This is a genomic window from Candidatus Kryptonium sp. (assembly GCA_025060635.1).
Lineage (GTDB): Bacteria > Bacteroidota > Ignavibacteria > Kryptoniales > Kryptoniaceae > Kryptonium.
Genome location: JANXBN010000001.1, coordinates 134726 through 151795, shown reverse-complemented (window position 1 = coordinate 151795; position 17070 = coordinate 134726). Strand labels below are relative to the sequence as shown.

The following is a 17070-nucleotide window of genomic DNA, read 5'->3' as shown; positions in this document are numbered from 1 at the left end:
TTTAACATGGCGAAGAAAAAAGTTAAATCAACAAAGAAGAAAACCACCGCGAAAAAAGCGGTAAAAAGATCAACCGCCAAATCAAGGATCAAAAAGACAAAGAGAATTACCGCTAAAAAAACGACAAAAAAGAAAACCCCGAAAGTTAAAAGTGAAGTAATTGAATTAACTCAAGATACGATCGCTCAAACTTCCCCAGAGCAAACGCAAAGCGAACAACAAACCCCGAAGAAGGAATCTCAAATTCCGAAAGTCGCTTATTCAAAAGAAGATCTTGAACATTTCAAGCAAATTCTTTTAAAAAAGCGCGAGGAAATCCTTGAAATGCTTGAATATCACAAGCAATCTTTGATTGAATCAACGACACAAAACGATAAACCAATTGGAACGCCGTATTCAATTCATATGGAATATGGAACTGAAACTGAAGAAAGAGAGAAAACGATGTTTTTTATAGCAAGGGAAGAAAAGATGTTAAACTATATTGATGCTGCACTTATGAGAATAGAGCGTGGGACATATGGCGTTTGCATAAGCTGTGGAAAGTTAATTGACAAGCGACGACTTGAAGCAGTGCCACATACTCAGCTTTGCATTACCTGCAAGCTTGCACAAAAGAAAAAATTCTGAAAAAACCCGTGAAGATACTCTTTCTATCACTTTTTATAGTCATATGCGATCAATTGACTAAATTACTCATACGGGGCTTTGAAATCCCATCCCTTGGCATTAAAGTTAAGGGAATGAGAATAGGTGAATCAAAACAAATCATCGGCGACTTCCTAAGAATAACATATACAGAAAACCCAGGAATAGCTTTCGGCATAAATTTAGGAAATAAGTTATATGTTACACTTCTTGCCCTCGTTGCTGTGATCGTTGTTTTTATTTACCTTTACAAAGTAAGAAATGAAAGTTTGATGCTTCGCCTTTCGCTTGGGATGATAATCGGTGGAGCGATCGGAAATTTGACCGATAGAATTTTTCACGGCGTTATTTTCAACTATGAAAAACTTTTTCACGGCAGAGTGATTGATTTTATTGATATTGATTTTTTTGATATAAATCTTTTCGGATATCACATTGATAGATGGCCGATTTTCAACATCGCTGATGCATCTGTTACGATCGGGGTCTTGATTTTACTTTTCAGCCATCACGAAAAACCTGCCAAAGAACCAGTTGAAGAAACAAACCCAGATACCCTGAAAAATACCACCAATGAAGGATGAAGTAATTGAAATTTTGGGAAAGGTAAAAATTTTGAAGGAAATTCAAATTGTTGTGCCCAATGTTGAAAAAAGAGAAAGAATAGACAAATTTCTCGCAAACCAAATTGAAAACGCAAGCAGAAGTAAAATTGAAAAATTGATTGAATCGGGGCTTGTCCTTGTAAACGGTCAAAAAGTTAAACCAAGTCATAAAATCTCTCCAGGGGAAAAGATAATCGTAAAGATCCCCAAAGAACCAAGACCTGAACTTGTAGCAGAACCAATCCCACTTGATATAGTTTACGAGGATGAATATCTTCTTGTTGTAAATAAACCCGCTGGAATGGTCACACATCCCGGACATGGTAATTACACAGGGACGCTTGTAAACGCCCTTTTGTATCATTGTTCCAACCTTTCAAAAGTGAATGTTTCCGGTGACGAAGTTCGTCCTGGGATCGTCCATCGGCTTGATAAAGATACAAGTGGACTTCTTGTGGTCGCAAAAGATGATGAAACTCACAGACATCTTGCAAGGCAATTTTTTCACAAAACAGTTGAAAGAGAATACTGGGCTATCGTCTGGGGACATTTCAGCTCAAACAGGGGAACCATTGAAGCAGAACTTGGAAGAAGCAAAAGCGACAGGACAAAATTTACAGTTGTAAAAGGCGGTAAACCAGCGATAACCGAATATGAAGTGCTTGAAAAATTTGATTTCCTTTCGTTGGTTAAATTAAAACTCAAAACGGGGCGAACTCATCAAATAAGAGTTCATCTTGCACACATAGGACATCCAGTTTTCGGAGATCCGACATATGGAGGAAGAAGAATCGCTTGGGGTGGAATTGATAGGAAAAAGAAATTATTTGTGGATGAACTTTTAAAAATCATGCAAAGACAAGCTTTGCACGCAAAAACGCTCGGCTTCATCCATCCAGCAAGAAATGAATTTATGAAATTTGATTCGGAACTGCCCGAAGATATGAAAAAACTTCTTGAAATTTTGAAAAAAGAACATCAATGATCCATTCCGTTTCCCTTCCCGATTTAACCTGGCGCGAAGCGAAAAAACCTATGTTTCAACGCTAATTGATTTTTTACCTTGCCACTCTTAATTTTTAGAAAATCAGCTTAAAAAAGTAAGACATTAAGCCAGTTGTAAGTAAAAAACACAAGCAAAGAGCAATGTTTCAAGTAGGAAGTGAAATTGAGGTAAAGATTGAAAAAACCGTTTTTGAAGGTAAAAGCATCGCAAGAGTAAACGGATTTGTTTTGTTTGTAAAAAATGTCGTCCCTGGCGATGTCGTCAGAGTTAAAATTACGAAAATAAAAAAGTCATACGCGGAAGCCGAACCTATTGAAATAATTCAAAGTTCAAATCTACGAGTTAAACCAAGATGTAAATTTTTCGGCATATGTGGAGGTTGTAAATGGCAAAATCTTGATTACAATGCACAAATTGAATTCAAGCGAGACCATGTAATTGAAAGCTTTGAAAGGATTGGTGGTTTCAAAGGAATAGACAAAATAGTTCTGCGAACTCTCCCATCTGATGAAATCTACTTTTACAGAAATAAAATTGAGTTTTCATTCTCAAAAGAGCGATGGCTACTTGATGAAGAGTTAAACAATCTAAACGAGATTGATTCAAATTTTGCTCTCGGATTTCACCTTCCTGATAGATATGACAAAGTGCTTGATATTGACGAATGTTTTCTTCAATCGGAATTAAGCAACGAAATTTTGAACTTCACGAGAAATTATTTCAAATCAAGAAAGGTTGAAATTTATTCAACAGAAAAAAATGAGGGCTACTTGCGCTTTCTCGTAATAAGAGAAGGAAAGAATACGGGAGATGTGATGGTTAATCTCGTCACATTTGAAGATAATTTTCAAACGATGCGCGATTTTACAGACGCTCTTCTTTCAAAGTTTCCGAACATAACGACCGTTATTAACAACATCAACACCAGAAAAGCACAAGTTGCGGTTGGGGAATACGAAAAAGTTTATCACGGCAATGGAACCATATTTGAAAAACTTGGCGATTTCACCTTCCAAATATCCTCAAATTCTTTCTTCCAGACGAACACAAGACAAGCGGAAAAACTATATAGAAAAATAGTTGAATTTGCAGAATTCAATCCAGATGATGTGGTTTATGATTTCTATTCTGGAACTGGAACGATTTCTATTTTTATCTCGTCTTATGTAAAAAGCGTCGTTGGACTTGAGATAGTTGAAAGCGCAGTTGAAGACGCCTGGCGAAATGCACAAATAAATGGCGTTGAAAATTGCAAATTCATCGCTGGAGACTTGAGAAGGAAACTTTACAAAGATAAAGACTGGATAAAAGAAATTGGGAAACCAAATGTAATCATAATTGATCCACCGAGGTCAGGTATGCACCCAGATGTAGTGAAAGCGGTTGCGAGAATTCAACCGCAAAAAATTATTTATGTAAGTTGCAATCCGACGACACAGGCAAGAGATATAAAGATGTTGATTGAATATAATCCGAACTATGAAATTGAGCTCGTTCAACCAATTGATATGTTTCCACATACCTATCACATTGAAAATATAGCAGTGTTGAAATTGGTTCGTTAGCAAATGAATCTCACTCTAAAATTAAAATAAAATCGCTCACGCGCCATGAGGAAAAATTTCATTTTGATTTTGTCAATTCTTTTAAGTATCTCAATCTCCCTTTCGCAAAAATTAAATTATCCTCAAACGAAAACCGTTGATGTTGTTGAAAATTATCACGGCGTTAAAGTTGCCGATCCATATCGCTGGCTTGAGGATTTTAATTCGGATGAAGTTAAGCGATGGGTTGATGCTCAAAACAAACTTACATTTGAATATATTCGCTCCGTTGCTTTCTACGATAAAATAAAGAAGAGATTGACGGAGCTGATGAATTATCCAAGGTTTTCAGTTCCAACAAAAGTGGAGAATAGATATTTCTTTTTCAAGAACGATGGGCTTCAAAACCAGTCGGTTCTATATATGCGAGAGGGCCTAAAAGGAAAAGATAAACTTGTAATTGATCCGAACAAATTTAGCGAAGATGGAACAATCGCATTAATGAACCTTTCATATAGCAGAGATGGAAGATTTCTTGCATATGGGATCTCTGTGAGCGGAAGTGATTGGCAAGAGATCAGGATAAGAGATATCGCAACTGGAAAAGATTTTGACGAGGTTTTAAAGTGGTGCAAATTCTCAAGCATCGCTTGGCTTCCAGACAACTCTGGATTTTATTATAACCGTTTTCCAGAGCCAGGCACAGTCCCCAAAGAAGATGAAAACAATTACAATAGAGTTTATTTCCATAAACTTGGAACTCCTCAATCTGAAGATAAACTTGTCTATGAAAGACCCGATGCTAAAGAACTTAACTTTTATCCAAGTATAACTGAAGATGGCAAATATCTGATCTTAACTGTCACTCACGGAACAAGCCCCAAAAATAGAATTTACTACCGCGAGCTCAATAGCACAGGGGATTTCGTTCGTTTACTTGACGAAGCCGACGCAAGCTACGATTTCATCGGAAATAATGGTAGCATTTTCTACTTCGTTACCGACTTGAACGCACCAAGATATAAAATCATCGCAATTGATGTGAAAAAACCAGATAGAAGGAACTGGAAGGATGTAATTCCAGAACATAAAAAAGCAGTTATCTCAGATGCAAGGATTATCAACAATCACTTTGTCGTGGTTTACAACGAAGATGTGAAACATAGAATTGAGATTTACTCACTTGATGGTAAATTCATTAAAGAAATTAAACTCCCTGGAAGTGGAACCGTTTCAGGGCTTTCGGGCAGACAAAAGGATAAAGAGATGTTCTTTGGATTTACTTCGTTTTTGTATCCTTTGAATGTTTACAGATACGATTTCAGAACTGGAAAACTTGAGCTATTCTTTGAGACGAAATTAACTGGTTTCAACCCGAACGATTATGAAGTAAAGCAAATTTTCTATGAATCAAAAGATGGCACTCGTGTACCGATGTATATAGTTCATAAGCGAGGTTTAAAACTTGATGGAAATAATCCAGCCCTACTTTATGGTTATGGTGGTTTCAATATAAGCATCATGCCCTCGTTTTCTGCAGTTAGATTGTTATGGCTTGAAATTGGTGGAGTTTATGCAGTTGCAAATTTAAGAGGTGGAAGCGAATATGGTGAGGAATGGCACCAGGCAGGAATGTTGGATAAGAAACAAAATGTTTTCAATGACTTCATCTCAGCTGGTGAATGGTTGATAAAAAACGGATATACTAATTCCAAGAAACTCGTAATAAATGGCAGAAGCAACGGCGGATTACTTGTTGCTGCGTGTATGGTTCAGCGTCCCGATCTTTACGGCGCTGTCGTATGCGAAGTCCCTGTAATTGATATGTTAAGATATCACAAGTTCACCGTTGGAAGATACTGGATACCTGAATATGGAAACGCTGAGGCAAACCCAGAGCATTTTAGATTTCTCTATGCTTATTCACCTCTCCATAATGTTAAAAAAGGAACCATTTATCCACCAACTTTAATTACAACAGCCGATCACGACGATAGAGTTGTCCCATCGCACGCATATAAGTTCACAGCGACATTGCAATCTGCAAATGGCGGTGATACACCGATACTCTTAAGAGTTGAAACAAAAGCAGGTCATGGTGCAGGAAAGCCAACGACGAAAGTTATAGAAGAACAAACTGACATTTATGCGTTTCTGTTTAAAGTCCTCGGGATAAATTATTGAAAAGGTAAGATCGCAGAACTTGTTTATTCGGATGATTTTCTGAAGATTTCTATAACTTGATCGGCGAGCTTATCAAAATCGGTGTTTTCATCAACATTGATCCAGATTATTCTTTTATCTTGTTTGAACCATGTAAGTTGTCGTTTCGCGTATCGTCTTGAATTTCGCTTTATCAAATATATCATCTGATCATAGCTTATCAAGCCATCAAGGTAATCAAAAACTTCCTTATATCCGACTGTCTGAAGCGAGTTCAAGTTTCTATCGTATCCAAGTGCTCTTAGATTTTTGACCTCGTCTATCAATCCTTGTTTTATCATCTCGTCAACTCTTTTTTCAATTTGCTGATATAATTTTTTTCTGTTCCAATTAAGCCCAACTTGAATTGTTTTGAAATTTATTTCAGGTTTTTCTTCTTTTTGAAGTTGAGAGATTGGCTTGCCAGTTAAATAATAAACTTCAAGTGCTCTTACAATCCTTTTCAGATTGTTTGGATGAATTTTTTGAGCGGATTCTGGATCAACTTTTTTAAGTTCTTCGTAGAGTGCTTCACTCCCGAGCTCCTTTGCTTTATTGTAAAGTATTTCACGAAGTTCCCAATTTGCGCTCGGTCCTTGAAAAAATCCATCAATTAAAGATTTAACATACAACCCAGAGCCACCAACGATAATTGGAATTTTCCCTCTTGAAAAAATATCTTCAATTATTTCCCTTCCCCTTTCCCCAAATATCCCAGCGTTAAATTCTTGATCGGGAGTTAACTCATCTATGAAATAATGCTTTATCCTTTCCCTTTCTTCTTTTGTAGGTTTAGCGGTTCCGATGTCCATATATTTGTAAACCTGCCGAGAATCTGCGGAGATTATTTCGCCATTTATTTTATCCGCAACGATAAGCGATAACTTCGTCTTCCCCGAGGCAGTTGGACCGACAATTGCGAGAACTTTCTTTTCCTTCATCTGCCGTTATTTTTAAACTTTTCTTCAGCCCATCCCTCCTTACCAATCAAGGGAACAAACTTAAAACCAAATTTCTTCTTTATATCAAGTTTATGCTCATCAATTTTCTTTACGATGTAAAGTTCCTGAACTTCAAGATCACCAATCGGTATAACGAGACGCCCATTGATCTTTAATTGCTTAACAAGTGACTTAGGGATCTTCGGCGCAGCTGCTGTGACGATTATTCCATCATAGGGAGCAAATTCGCTCCAACCGATAGAGCCATCACCCACGATGCCGATGACATTATAGCCAAGTTTTGAAAGAGTGTCAAGAGCATTTTTTAAAAGCTCTTCAAATCTTTCAATTGTAAAAACTTGTGCTCCCATTTCAGCAAGGATGGCAGCTTGATAGCCGGAGCCAGTCCCAACTTCTAAAATCTTATCACCAGGTTTAACCTCAAGCGCCTCAGTCATTATAGCAACTGTATAGGGCTGTGAAATCGTTTGGGAACATCCTATCGGAAGAGCTGAATCTTCATAAGCATAATGAATAAAAGCTTCAGGGACAAAAAGATGCCGTGGCACTTTTTCCATTGCGCGTAAGACATTTTCATCTCTTATCCCTCTCTTACGCAATAATTCAACCATCGCCTTTCTTTCATCTTCAAACCTTCCCAATTTGAAAACTTTCACCTTTTGTTTTTTAAGTTAATAAAATCTTTTCCCCAAAAACTTCTCAAATAAATCGCAACAAACCTAAATGTGTCGTCAAGATGTTTTATATAACTTCTCTCGCTATTGTAAATTGTCTTAATATCAACGAATCCAACTTTAAACCCAGCGAGCAAAGCCTTTATCAAAAATTCACTCTCAAATTCAAAACCATCGCTTTTCGCATTGATCTCTTGAATCACCTTCATATCAATTAATCTAAATCCACATTGGCTATCGGGAATTCTTTGCTTAGTTCTCAAAGATATCAAAAAAGATGTCGTCTTGTTTGAAAAAATCCTTTCAATAGGCATCGGTTTCAAATTTTTCATCCTGTTTCCAACTACCATATCAAAACCTTCTTTAAACTTATCAAAAAATTTCGGGATCTCGCCAGGATCATGTTGAAGATCAGCGTCAAGCGTTAAAACAGCGTTATAATTATTGATTTTCGCAAATTCAAATCCAACTTTTAATGCTCTCCCTTTGCCGTAATTTTTATCAAGTTTTAAAACATTAACTCCAGAATCCACCGCAGCTTCATAAGTCGCATCGGTTGAGCCATCGTCAACAACGACTATATTCTCAAGTGGAATATGTTCTTTCAGCTTCTCAATCAAAACTCCAACACTTTTTTCAGCGTTATATGCAGGTATTACAGCACAAACATTATTCACTTTGTGAAACCTCTTCAAAAATTTCTTTTGGAGATTTGGTTTCTTCTTGAAGTTCCATAAGAAGTCGCTTCCTTAATCCTTCTGGGGATAATCCACGAGTTAATTTCCCAGCTTCTGCAATTGAAATAGTCCCGGTTTCCTCACTTACGACTATGACGATCGCATCTGAAATTTCGCTCAAACCAAGAGCTGCTCTATGTCTTGTTCCAAGAAGAAAATTGCCAATTCTGGATTGAGCACTTAACGGAAGCGTGCATGCTGCTGCTTCAATTCTATCACCAGATATAACAACTGCGCCATCGTGAAGCGGAGATTTAGGAGAAAAAATTGATAAAAGGAGTTCTTTCGTAACTTTAGCTTGAATCGTTACACCAGTTTCAACTATTGACCTTATACCAGCCTGCCTCGGTATTACGATCAACGCGCCGATTTGTTTTTGTGACATCTCGCTGACTGCTTCAATTATCTCATCAATCACGGCGGTAACGCTCGGCTTAAAGATAAGACGAAACAAGGGATTATTCCCAACAAGCATAAGAAGACGACGCAATTCAGGTTGAAAAAGAATTATAAAAGCAAGGACCCAGACATCGCTGACGAACTTCAATAACCAATTAAGTAGTTTCAAATTTACAAGTTCAGAAACGAATGATAGCAAAACAAGAAACAACAAGCCAAGGAAAATCTGCGCAGCGATCGTCCCTCTCATCCAAATGTAAAGTTGACGAATTATCAAACTCACAATCAAAATATCAATCACATCAACAAATGTGATACGCAAAAACCCTATTTTTAAAATTTCCAGCATCAAATCTGACCTTGTTTGATTATAACTTGCTTTATCGCATCAACAATTTTCACAACTCTTGCCATTTCTTTGACATCATGTACTCTTACAATGTTTGCCCCATTCCACACTGAAATTGCAACAGCTCCAGCGGTTCCCTCAAGCCGTTCATCAACTGGCAGATTAAGAATGTGTCCGATGAAGGATTTTCTTGAAACACCAATCAAAACTGGATAACCAAGTGATTTAAATTCCCTAAGCCGTCTTATTATCTCAAGGTTATCAACTAATCTTTTCCCAAAGCCAATTCCTGGATCAACAATTATTTGTTCAATCCCTGCGCTTTTTGCTATCTTAACACTTTCATTTAGATAATCGTAAATTTCCGAAATAACATCGTCATAATATGGATTTTGTTGCATTGTTTTCGGTGTCCCTTTTATGTGCATAACTATAACGCTTGCTTTATAACTTGAGACGACTTCAGCCATTTTTTCATCAAATTTTAAACCGCTTATATCGTTTACGATCACAGCTCCATTATCAAGTGCTTGCCTTGCGACCTCGGCTTTGTAAGTATCTATTGAAATTGGAATATCGCTTCTTTTGACTATTTCCTTGATTACAGGTATAACTCTTCTTAATTCTTCTTCAACTGAGACTGGTTCTGAACCAGGACGCGTGGATTCTCCACCAATATCAATTATATCAGCGCCATCTTCAATCATTTTCATTGCGTGTGCTAAGGCTGAATCAACCGTGAAATACTTTCCTCCATCCGAAAACGAATCTGGCGTGACATTTAAAACTCCCATTATGTAAGTTCTTTTTGAAAAATCAAACTCTTTATCGCCAAATTTGTAAACAGCGAAATCAGAGTAGAAACAATTAAGTGCTTTTGTTAATTTCTCCGCAAGCAACCGCCCTTCACTGGAAAAGTTTTCAAGGATGTTCTTCAAATATTCAAGATTTTCAAGTTTTATTGAAACAAGCAAATTCCTTTTCCCGCTTTCATCAGGTTTTGAAACAAGGACATCGCTGTTAAGATATCTTGCCACCTCGCGCGAGATGAGAGATGAAATTTCCTCATCAATTTCTTCAATCTTCAGGTTTACACAAACAAATTTTTCAGGTTTAGGTTCAGAAGAAAGAAAAGACTCAACTTCACCAAATCTTGAGATCTCCTCAAGCACTTCATCAACGCTATTCATCTTAAGAACCCTAACTTTCACGGCTAAATTTGCTTGGTTTTACTTCAATTTTGTATGAATTTTTATATTCGCTGATTTTGAAATCAACATCAACGAACTTCTTGATTATTTCCATGTTCGTTTTGAGATGTTCTGTGATCTTCGGGGTTGTGAACTCAGAAACACCATTTGCTATTGAAAGCGGAAGCAAAATTTGATCAGCCATATGTTCATCAATAGTTGAATCTGAATTGATAAATTTTAAAAAATTTTCACACGCCTCTTCAGCAACTATCTCTGCCCTTTTACCTTTCTCACCAAGGTTCGTATAACAGCAAACTGAATTTTCAAAAATTCCTGTTATCGCAATTGTAGTGTTTTTTGAATAAGACACGAGTTCGTCAATTATCGTTTCTACTTCGCCATAACTTTTTAAAATTTTCTCTGCCGCTTTCGCCTGTCTTTTCGCAACTTCGTCCGATAGGTTAGTGTGTGCGGAATAGATTTGAATTTTGAGTAATTTACCCCTGTCAATGAGATTTAATGGTTTGATTTCAGCAATAGGATTTATCAATGCTCTTATTTCTCCTCCACCATGAGGATAAAAACCAGCCCTTTTTAACTCAACTTTGATTTTAAAACCGAGAACTTCCATAAAATAAATCCAGCAATTTTTAATGTAATCAAAAGTCGGACTCCATAAAACATGGGTTCCGCCAGTGATTGTTAAACTTGATGTTCCATTTGCAAATGAAAGAGGAAGATAAAGCGTTTGTAAAACAAGCGATGTTGCCCCAGCTGTGCCAATATCAAATCTGAAGTTTCCACTTTTAATTTTATTCGGGATAAACCTTATCCAGCTTGATTTTAGTTGAGCTCCTTCAACGATCGCATCAGATATAACTGCTGATGCTTCAATTGCTTTAAGATGCTGTGCCTGTATTCCAGGGTTTGGTCTATTTGCTCTGATATTTACTATTTCAAATGGCTTCAAAAAAAGAACAGAAAGAGCAAGTGATGTTCTTAACACTTGTCCACCTCCCTCGCCATATGAACCATCAATCTGAATTATTTGCTGGCTTGTCCTAACTTTCGCTTCCTCCATTTTAGGGCATGGGAAAATTTTTTCGTTCTTAATTAAAGATAAACAAAAAAATGCTCTTTACGAAATTTGAAACAAAAAAGGGGCGAGATTTGCTCGCCCCTTCTTGCTTTACTTCTTCGGGTATGGTGGAACTGGTGGGAGTTTTTTCTCTTTTGTCTTTAACTCTTCAAGTATTAACTCAATCGCTTTGTTCAACTGTTCATCTATACCTTCATATTCTTTCGCTGGATCGTTATCAACATAAACATCTGGATCAACCCCATATCCCTCAATTATCCAACCTTCGCCTTCAGCACCGTAAACCGCAAATTCTGGCTTATTCAAATATCCACCATCAACTAATGGCAATGTTCCTCTTATCCCTATAACACCACCCCAAGTTCTCTTCCCAACAAGTTTTCCAAGACCATATTTTTTAAATCTGTATGGGAATATATCTCCATCCGAAGCAGAATATTCGTCAATTATGCAGATTTTCGGTCCGTAGTGCATATCTCTCGGATTCGGTGTTGGACTCATATATCTTGAAACACTCACCATTGCAATTTCCCTTCTCAACCTTTCAATTATCATCGGCGAGACATTACCTCCGCCATTGCCCCTGACATCAATTATCAAAGCTTTCTTTCTAAGCTGTGGATAGAAATGTTTCACGAACTCATTAAGTCCCATCACGCCCATGTCTGGAATGTGAATATAACCAACTCTGCCATTTGTTGCCTTATCAACCTTTTCAATGTTGCTTTGAACCCAATTATAATAATAAAGTCGCGTCTCATCACCAGTTGGGACAACTGTAATTTCCCAGCTTCCTTCTTCCTTTGGTTGTGAGTTAACACGAAGCTTAACCTGCTTCCCAACAGTGTTGACGAGAGATTCATAGATGTTTTTCATTTCCTTAACGGATTTTCCATTTACGGCAAGGATATAATAACCTTCTTTTACATTCACTCCAACTTCTGTCAATGGAGAGCGAAGACTTTTATCCCAATTTTGACCTTTCAAAATTTTCTTTATCCTATAATATCCCGATTTCTTATCCCTTTCAAGTTCAGCTCCAAGCAAACCAACCTGTGTTTTTTCAATCTTCGGTAAATCACCACCGCCAACATAAGTATGCCCTGCGTTAAGCTCACCTATCATTTCACCAATTATGTAAGTTAAATCAGCGCGATGATTAACATATGGTAAAAGAACTTCATATTTCTTCTTAACTCCTTCCCAATCAACGCCATGAAGATTTGGATCATAGAAAAAGTCACGCATTTGTCTCCAACATTCATTGAAAATTTGTGTCCATTCAGCACGCCTATCAAGATTTACCTCAAGCCCTGAGAGATCAAGTCTATCTTTCAGATCAACCCTTGACTTTGGAAGATCAATAATTGCATATGTTCTCTCACGAGCAACAAGCATTTTCTTGCCATCAAACGAAATTATGAAATTATCAAACTGCCCTATTTCTGTCTCTTTCTTCTCGTTTAGATCATACATAAAAAGCAATGTTTTTTCATCTTTCAGCCCTCTTCTGAGGTAATAAATTTTATCAGAAACATAATCAACCCTTGTGTAGTTTGAAGGTGTAATTGGCAAAGCGATTATCCTATCTTTTATACCATCAAGATCAACAACGACATTAACAGGTTTCTTCTCTTGTGCTGTTTCTCTTTTCGGCTGCTCTCCACCAGATGGCTTTGCTTCATCGGCTACTTTAACCTCATCGCTTGTTGGTTTAAATGGATTTTCAACAGCTTTTGAAAGAGTTATAAGATAAATTCGTGCCATATCTTGATAAACATGATTAAACTCCGTCCTACCGTAAATTGGATTGAAATCTCTATCGGAGACAAAAATCAGATACTTTCCATCAGAGCTGAAAACAGGATTATATGAAGAATACCAACCATCGGTAACCTCATACGATTCATCTTTTTCAACCGAATACAAATAAATCTTTGAAAGACCTTCCTCTTCTGGTTTTACATATGCAATCCATTTGCCGTCCGGAGACCATGAATATTGTCTTATCTCTCCGGCGGTTGCCTTGGCGACATCTTTTATTCTCTTTGTTTGAACATCAACATATCTTAACCTCAATTTTCTATCAGACCACATTATTTTCTTACCATCTGGCGACCAAACGATGCGATATTTATATGTATCGCTTCCGGAAGTTAACTGAATTGGTTTCCCGCTTCCATCCTGTGGGATTATATAAATTTCATCCTCTCCAGACGCGTCAGAAATATAAGCAATGTATTTTCCATCGGGCGACCATACAGCGTCGCGCTCATGAACTCCAGATGTATTTGTTAAGTTTCTCGTTTGTCCTTCCTTCGCTGGAACGGTGAAAATATCTCCTCGCGCAACAAATAAAGCCCTCTTCCCATCAGGCGAGATATCATAATCATTTATAAATTCTGCAACTTTAACTATTCCACCACGACCATTCGCCATATCGTCAGCTATGATGATCGGCACTTTTTCAATTTTCTCCGTTTTCAAATCAAACTTGTAAATGTATCCGGCATATTCAAAAACGATAGCGTTTTTACCGATGGATGGGAATTTGATATCATAGTCCTTAAAGTTCGTAAGCTTTCTCGTTTGCTTCGTTTTTAAATCGTAAACATAAAGATTCATTCTCCCATCTCTTTCCGAAAGAAAATAAATTTTATCACCGTACCACATCGGAATGATATCTTGCGCAGGATTGTTGGTTATGTTCTCTATTTTCTTTGTCTCAAAATCATAAATCCAAATATCATCAGCCATCCCACCTCGGTATCTTTTCCAAGTGCGGAATTCACGGAATATGCGATTGTAGGCAAGTTTTTTGCCATCTGGTGAAAATGAACAGAAACCACCTCTTGGCAACGGTAATTCTTCAGGTATATCACCATCAAGCGAAACTTTGTAAAGTTTTCCATGAAAAGCATTCCAGTTTTTCATCCTTGAACGGAAAACGATATACTTACCATCGGGCGTCCAGCACATAACGATGTTATTTGGACCCATCCTGTCTGAAACATCGTCACGCTCAAGCGTTGCGGTATAGGTTAATCTTCTTGGCACCCCACCTTCCGCCGGCATAACATAAACTTCCGTGTTTCCGTCATATTGCGCTGTAAATGCAATATACTTCCCATCAGGTGAAAATCTTGGAAACATCTCATAACCCTTATGGCTTGTAAGCTTTCTGGCTATCCCGCCATTTGCAGATACGATGTAAAGGTCCCCAGCATAGCTAAAAACGATTTGTGAATCATAAATTGCTGGAAATCTGAAGAGACGACCCTCTTCTTGAGCTAAAATTGCTGTTGTGAAGAATAAAATGAGAAGGACTGACAAAAGTGCGCGCTTGAGCATGGCTTCGTTATTTTTGTTTTTGATGTGAGATTAATTGTTCAAAATTTTTTGACGCAACTTCCTTTGGATTAGTTTCTCGCTTTTTTTAAAATACTATGCCAAAGCAAGATTTTTACAATTGAAATTTCAAAACAAATTTGCAAAAATAAAAATTGTTCCAAATTCAAAAGGAAAAAATTAACAAAATTCTCGTCATAAAACTTCGCGCAATTGGCGATGTTCTCTTATCAACAGTTGTCCTAAAAAACCTGAGACACAATTTCCCGAACGCAAAAATTGACTTTTTAACCGAACCCCCATCAAGAGAAATTATTGAAGGTAATCCATTCGTTGACGAGCTTATAATCTTTGAACGACATAAAAACGACTTAAAAAAGTTTTGGGAATTAAGTAATAGAAAATACGACCTTGTAATAGACCTTTTCTGCAATCCGAGATCGGCCCTGCTGACATTTATAACTAGAGCGAAATACCGAGTCGGCTATGCATTTCGCGGCAGAGGCTATGCATATAATATCAAACTTAAACCACGAAAAGAAGTACATCATAATGTTGAGTTCAACCTTGACGCCTTGAGATCTATAGGTCTTGAGATCATTGATAAGAAAATTTACATGCCACTTTCCGAAGAATCTGAAAATTTTGCGAAAAATTTCTGGGAAGAAAATAATTTGAATAATGAAATGGTCGTTGCTATAAATCCAAGCGGGACATGGGAAACAAAAAGATGGGGGCTTGAAAAATTCGCAAAACTCGGTGATATGATAGCTAAAAATTTAAATGCGAAAATCTTGATTTTATGGGGCAACGCTGAAGAACTTGAAGACGCTAAAAAAATAGATTCAATGATGAATTTAAAACCCATAATCCCACCAAAAACAAGCTTGAAACAGCTTGCTTCAATTTTAAAAAGGTGCTCATTTACAATAAGCAATGATTCAGGTCCAATGCATATTTCAACTGCTGTTGGAACCCCAACGCTTGGAATTTACGGACCAACAAATCCTTACGCACAAGGTCCATATGGCGAAAAACATCTATGGATAAGAAAAGAATCCCTTGAATGCATCGCTTGTAACTTAACAAAATGTCCAATTGGAAATGTTTGCATGAGGGATTTGAGCGTTGAAACAGTTTACGAGGCATTTCTCAAACTTATTGAAAAGAATAAAAAAGCAAACAAAATTAGTTCCTGATCAAGCTTTATCTTGGATATATTTGAAACCAAGTTTAAGCGAAAGTTCAGCTCTTGCAAGCTCCTTGCCAAGGTATGCGGAATGTGAAAGTTGAGTAACCCAACCATTTTTGATTATAGTCCAATAAATACTTCTTGCGTCTTTTCCCTCAATTACATGCAAAAGTTCATTGTTATAGGAGTAGTGCTCAACCACTATGATATTTCTGTGTAGTTGTGGTATAATAACGAAGTATCCTGCTTTATCCATCTCAATTTTTTCAGGTTCCTCAGCTTGGATAACTTCAACAGCGGAAATTTCTTCACGATTTATTTTCCAAGAACCAAATTTACAAGCGCAAGTTTTAACTTCTCGGGAAAGTTTCTCAATTTCCCCAACAATTTTATTTTCATCCTCACATCCGATCATATTTACAATTTTGATTTGTTTACGAAAAGATTCAACTTCGTGTTTAGTTACATTCCTTAATACTGGATGTTTTCCAGGAGAGCCTATTATTTTCATATTTTCATCAACGCCATTTTTCCATAGCGCAATAAATGTTTCCCCGCTAAAATGTCCTGCCGAATCTTTACCTACCAAGAGAAGAAACCGAATGGTTGTATTAGTTATTATATTCTTGATGACTTTCTCCATCCCTATATTTTCCGTCTCCGTTTTACCAACAATGCAAAGTCCATATGGTTTTATCCTGGCAATCTTTTCCGCAAGTTCAGCATTAGAAAGCGTTGAAACTGCAACGGGACAATTTTGACCTTCACAAAAAGCAAAATATTCCCCAGGAATCGGTGGCCAAGTTTGATTTTGAACATTAACAATGTGATCAGGTGAGCGTAATATCGTTTCAGGAAAAGTTTCATAAAAGATATTCATAGCTATCGCTGGATAACAATACTTGCACCCAAGGCACTGATATTCTATATCTTGCATTTCAGAAAGCCAATTTTCAACGCACTTAAATAAATCGGCATAACCTGCGATTTGAGGGGAATTTGACAACAACTCAAGCGTTTCCTTCATACATCCACATTTTCTGCATTTAGCAAGGTTTACCCCCTTTTGCAGTTCCGATTCAATTTTATCTATTGACTTTTTCTCCGCCATA

General features: G+C 37.2%; 14 protein-coding genes. 6 read left to right on the top strand and 8 right to left on the bottom strand.

Translation table 11 applies throughout. The annotated features are described in order from the left end of the window. The first annotated feature begins 6 nt into the window (after window positions 1-6). The 5 genes from NZ923_00735 to NZ923_00715 all read left to right on the top strand — a co-directional run bounded on the left by NZ923_00735 (window position 7) and on the right by NZ923_00715 (window position 5987). Entirely contained in the window at window positions 7-630 is a 624-nt protein-coding gene (locus tag NZ923_00735; GenBank protein ID MCS7228543.1) for a TraR/DksA family transcriptional regulator, read from the top strand. An 8-nt stretch (window positions 631-638) separates the two neighbouring features. Beyond that, window positions 639-1232 carry a signal peptidase II gene (gene lspA / locus NZ923_00730; GenBank protein ID MCS7228542.1) on the top strand — a complete coding sequence of 198 codons (594 nt, stop codon included), beginning with the start codon at window positions 639-641 and terminating at the stop codon, window positions 1230-1232. Then, on the top strand, window positions 1222-2238 hold the full coding sequence (locus NZ923_00725; GenBank protein ID MCS7228541.1) for an RluA family pseudouridine synthase: 1017 nt from the start codon (window positions 1222-1224) through the stop codon (window positions 2236-2238). The genes lspA and NZ923_00725 overlap by 11 nt, the downstream gene beginning before the upstream one ends. Window positions 2239-2399: 161 nt before the next feature. After that, window positions 2400-3824 carry a 23S rRNA (uracil(1939)-C(5))-methyltransferase RlmD gene (rlmD, locus tag NZ923_00720; GenBank protein ID MCS7228540.1) on the top strand — a complete coding sequence of 475 codons (1425 nt, stop codon included), beginning with the start codon at window positions 2400-2402 and terminating at the stop codon, window positions 3822-3824. A gap of 45 nt (window positions 3825-3869) precedes the next feature. Then, window positions 3870-5987, top strand: a complete 2118-nt coding sequence (locus NZ923_00715; protein ID MCS7228539.1) for a prolyl oligopeptidase family serine peptidase — start codon at window positions 3870-3872, stop codon at window positions 5985-5987. Window positions 5988-6010: 23 nt separating this feature from the next. Here the strand turns inward: NZ923_00715 and miaA are convergent, their stop codons facing one another. The 7 genes from miaA to NZ923_00680 form a co-directional block, all read right to left on the bottom strand. After that, entirely contained in the window at window positions 6011-6946 is a 936-nt protein-coding gene (gene miaA, locus NZ923_00710; GenBank protein MCS7228538.1) for a tRNA (adenosine(37)-N6)-dimethylallyltransferase MiaA, read from the bottom strand. Further along, window positions 6943-7623, bottom strand: coding sequence for a protein-L-isoaspartate(D-aspartate) O-methyltransferase (locus tag NZ923_00705; protein ID MCS7228537.1), 681 nt, complete (start codon window positions 7621-7623; stop codon window positions 6943-6945). The genes miaA and NZ923_00705 overlap by 4 nt, the downstream gene beginning before the upstream one ends. Beyond that, the gene (locus NZ923_00700) at window positions 7620-8318 is read right to left on the bottom strand and encodes a glycosyltransferase family 2 protein (GenBank protein ID MCS7228536.1); all 699 of its coding nucleotides are present in this window, start codon (window positions 8316-8318) and stop codon (window positions 7620-7622) included. The genes NZ923_00705 and NZ923_00700 overlap by 4 nt, the downstream gene beginning before the upstream one ends. Beyond that, window positions 8311-9099 carry a diadenylate cyclase CdaA gene (gene cdaA, locus NZ923_00695; GenBank protein ID MCS7228535.1) on the bottom strand — a complete coding sequence of 263 codons (789 nt, stop codon included), beginning with the start codon at window positions 9097-9099 and terminating at the stop codon, window positions 8311-8313. The genes NZ923_00700 and cdaA overlap by 8 nt, the downstream gene beginning before the upstream one ends. Before the next feature lie 26 nt (window positions 9100-9125). Beyond that, a complete protein-coding gene (gene folP / locus NZ923_00690; GenBank protein MCS7228534.1) occupies window positions 9126-10337 on the bottom strand; it encodes a dihydropteroate synthase in 1212 nt (403 codons plus the stop codon). Then, window positions 10327-11400 carry an RNA 3'-terminal phosphate cyclase gene (rtcA, locus tag NZ923_00685; GenBank protein MCS7228533.1) on the bottom strand — a complete coding sequence of 358 codons (1074 nt, stop codon included), beginning with the start codon at window positions 11398-11400 and terminating at the stop codon, window positions 10327-10329. Before rtcA ends, folP begins: the two co-directional genes overlap by 11 nt. Before the next feature lie 108 nt (window positions 11401-11508). Then, on the bottom strand, window positions 11509-14769 hold the full coding sequence (locus tag NZ923_00680; GenBank protein ID MCS7228532.1) for a PDZ domain-containing protein: 3261 nt from the start codon (window positions 14767-14769) through the stop codon (window positions 11509-11511). A 152-nt stretch (window positions 14770-14921) separates the two neighbouring features. Here NZ923_00680 and NZ923_00675 point away from each other — a divergent pair, with 152 nt between their 5' ends. Further along, on the top strand, window positions 14922-15965 hold the full coding sequence (locus NZ923_00675; GenBank protein MCS7228531.1) for a glycosyltransferase family 9 protein: 1044 nt from the start codon (window positions 14922-14924) through the stop codon (window positions 15963-15965). Here the strand turns inward: NZ923_00675 and NZ923_00670 are convergent, their stop codons facing one another. Beyond that, window positions 15966-17069, bottom strand: coding sequence for a DUF4346 domain-containing protein (locus NZ923_00670; protein MCS7228530.1), 1104 nt, complete (start codon window positions 17067-17069; stop codon window positions 15966-15968). It abuts the gene before it with no gap. Window position 17070: the final 1 nt, after the last annotated feature.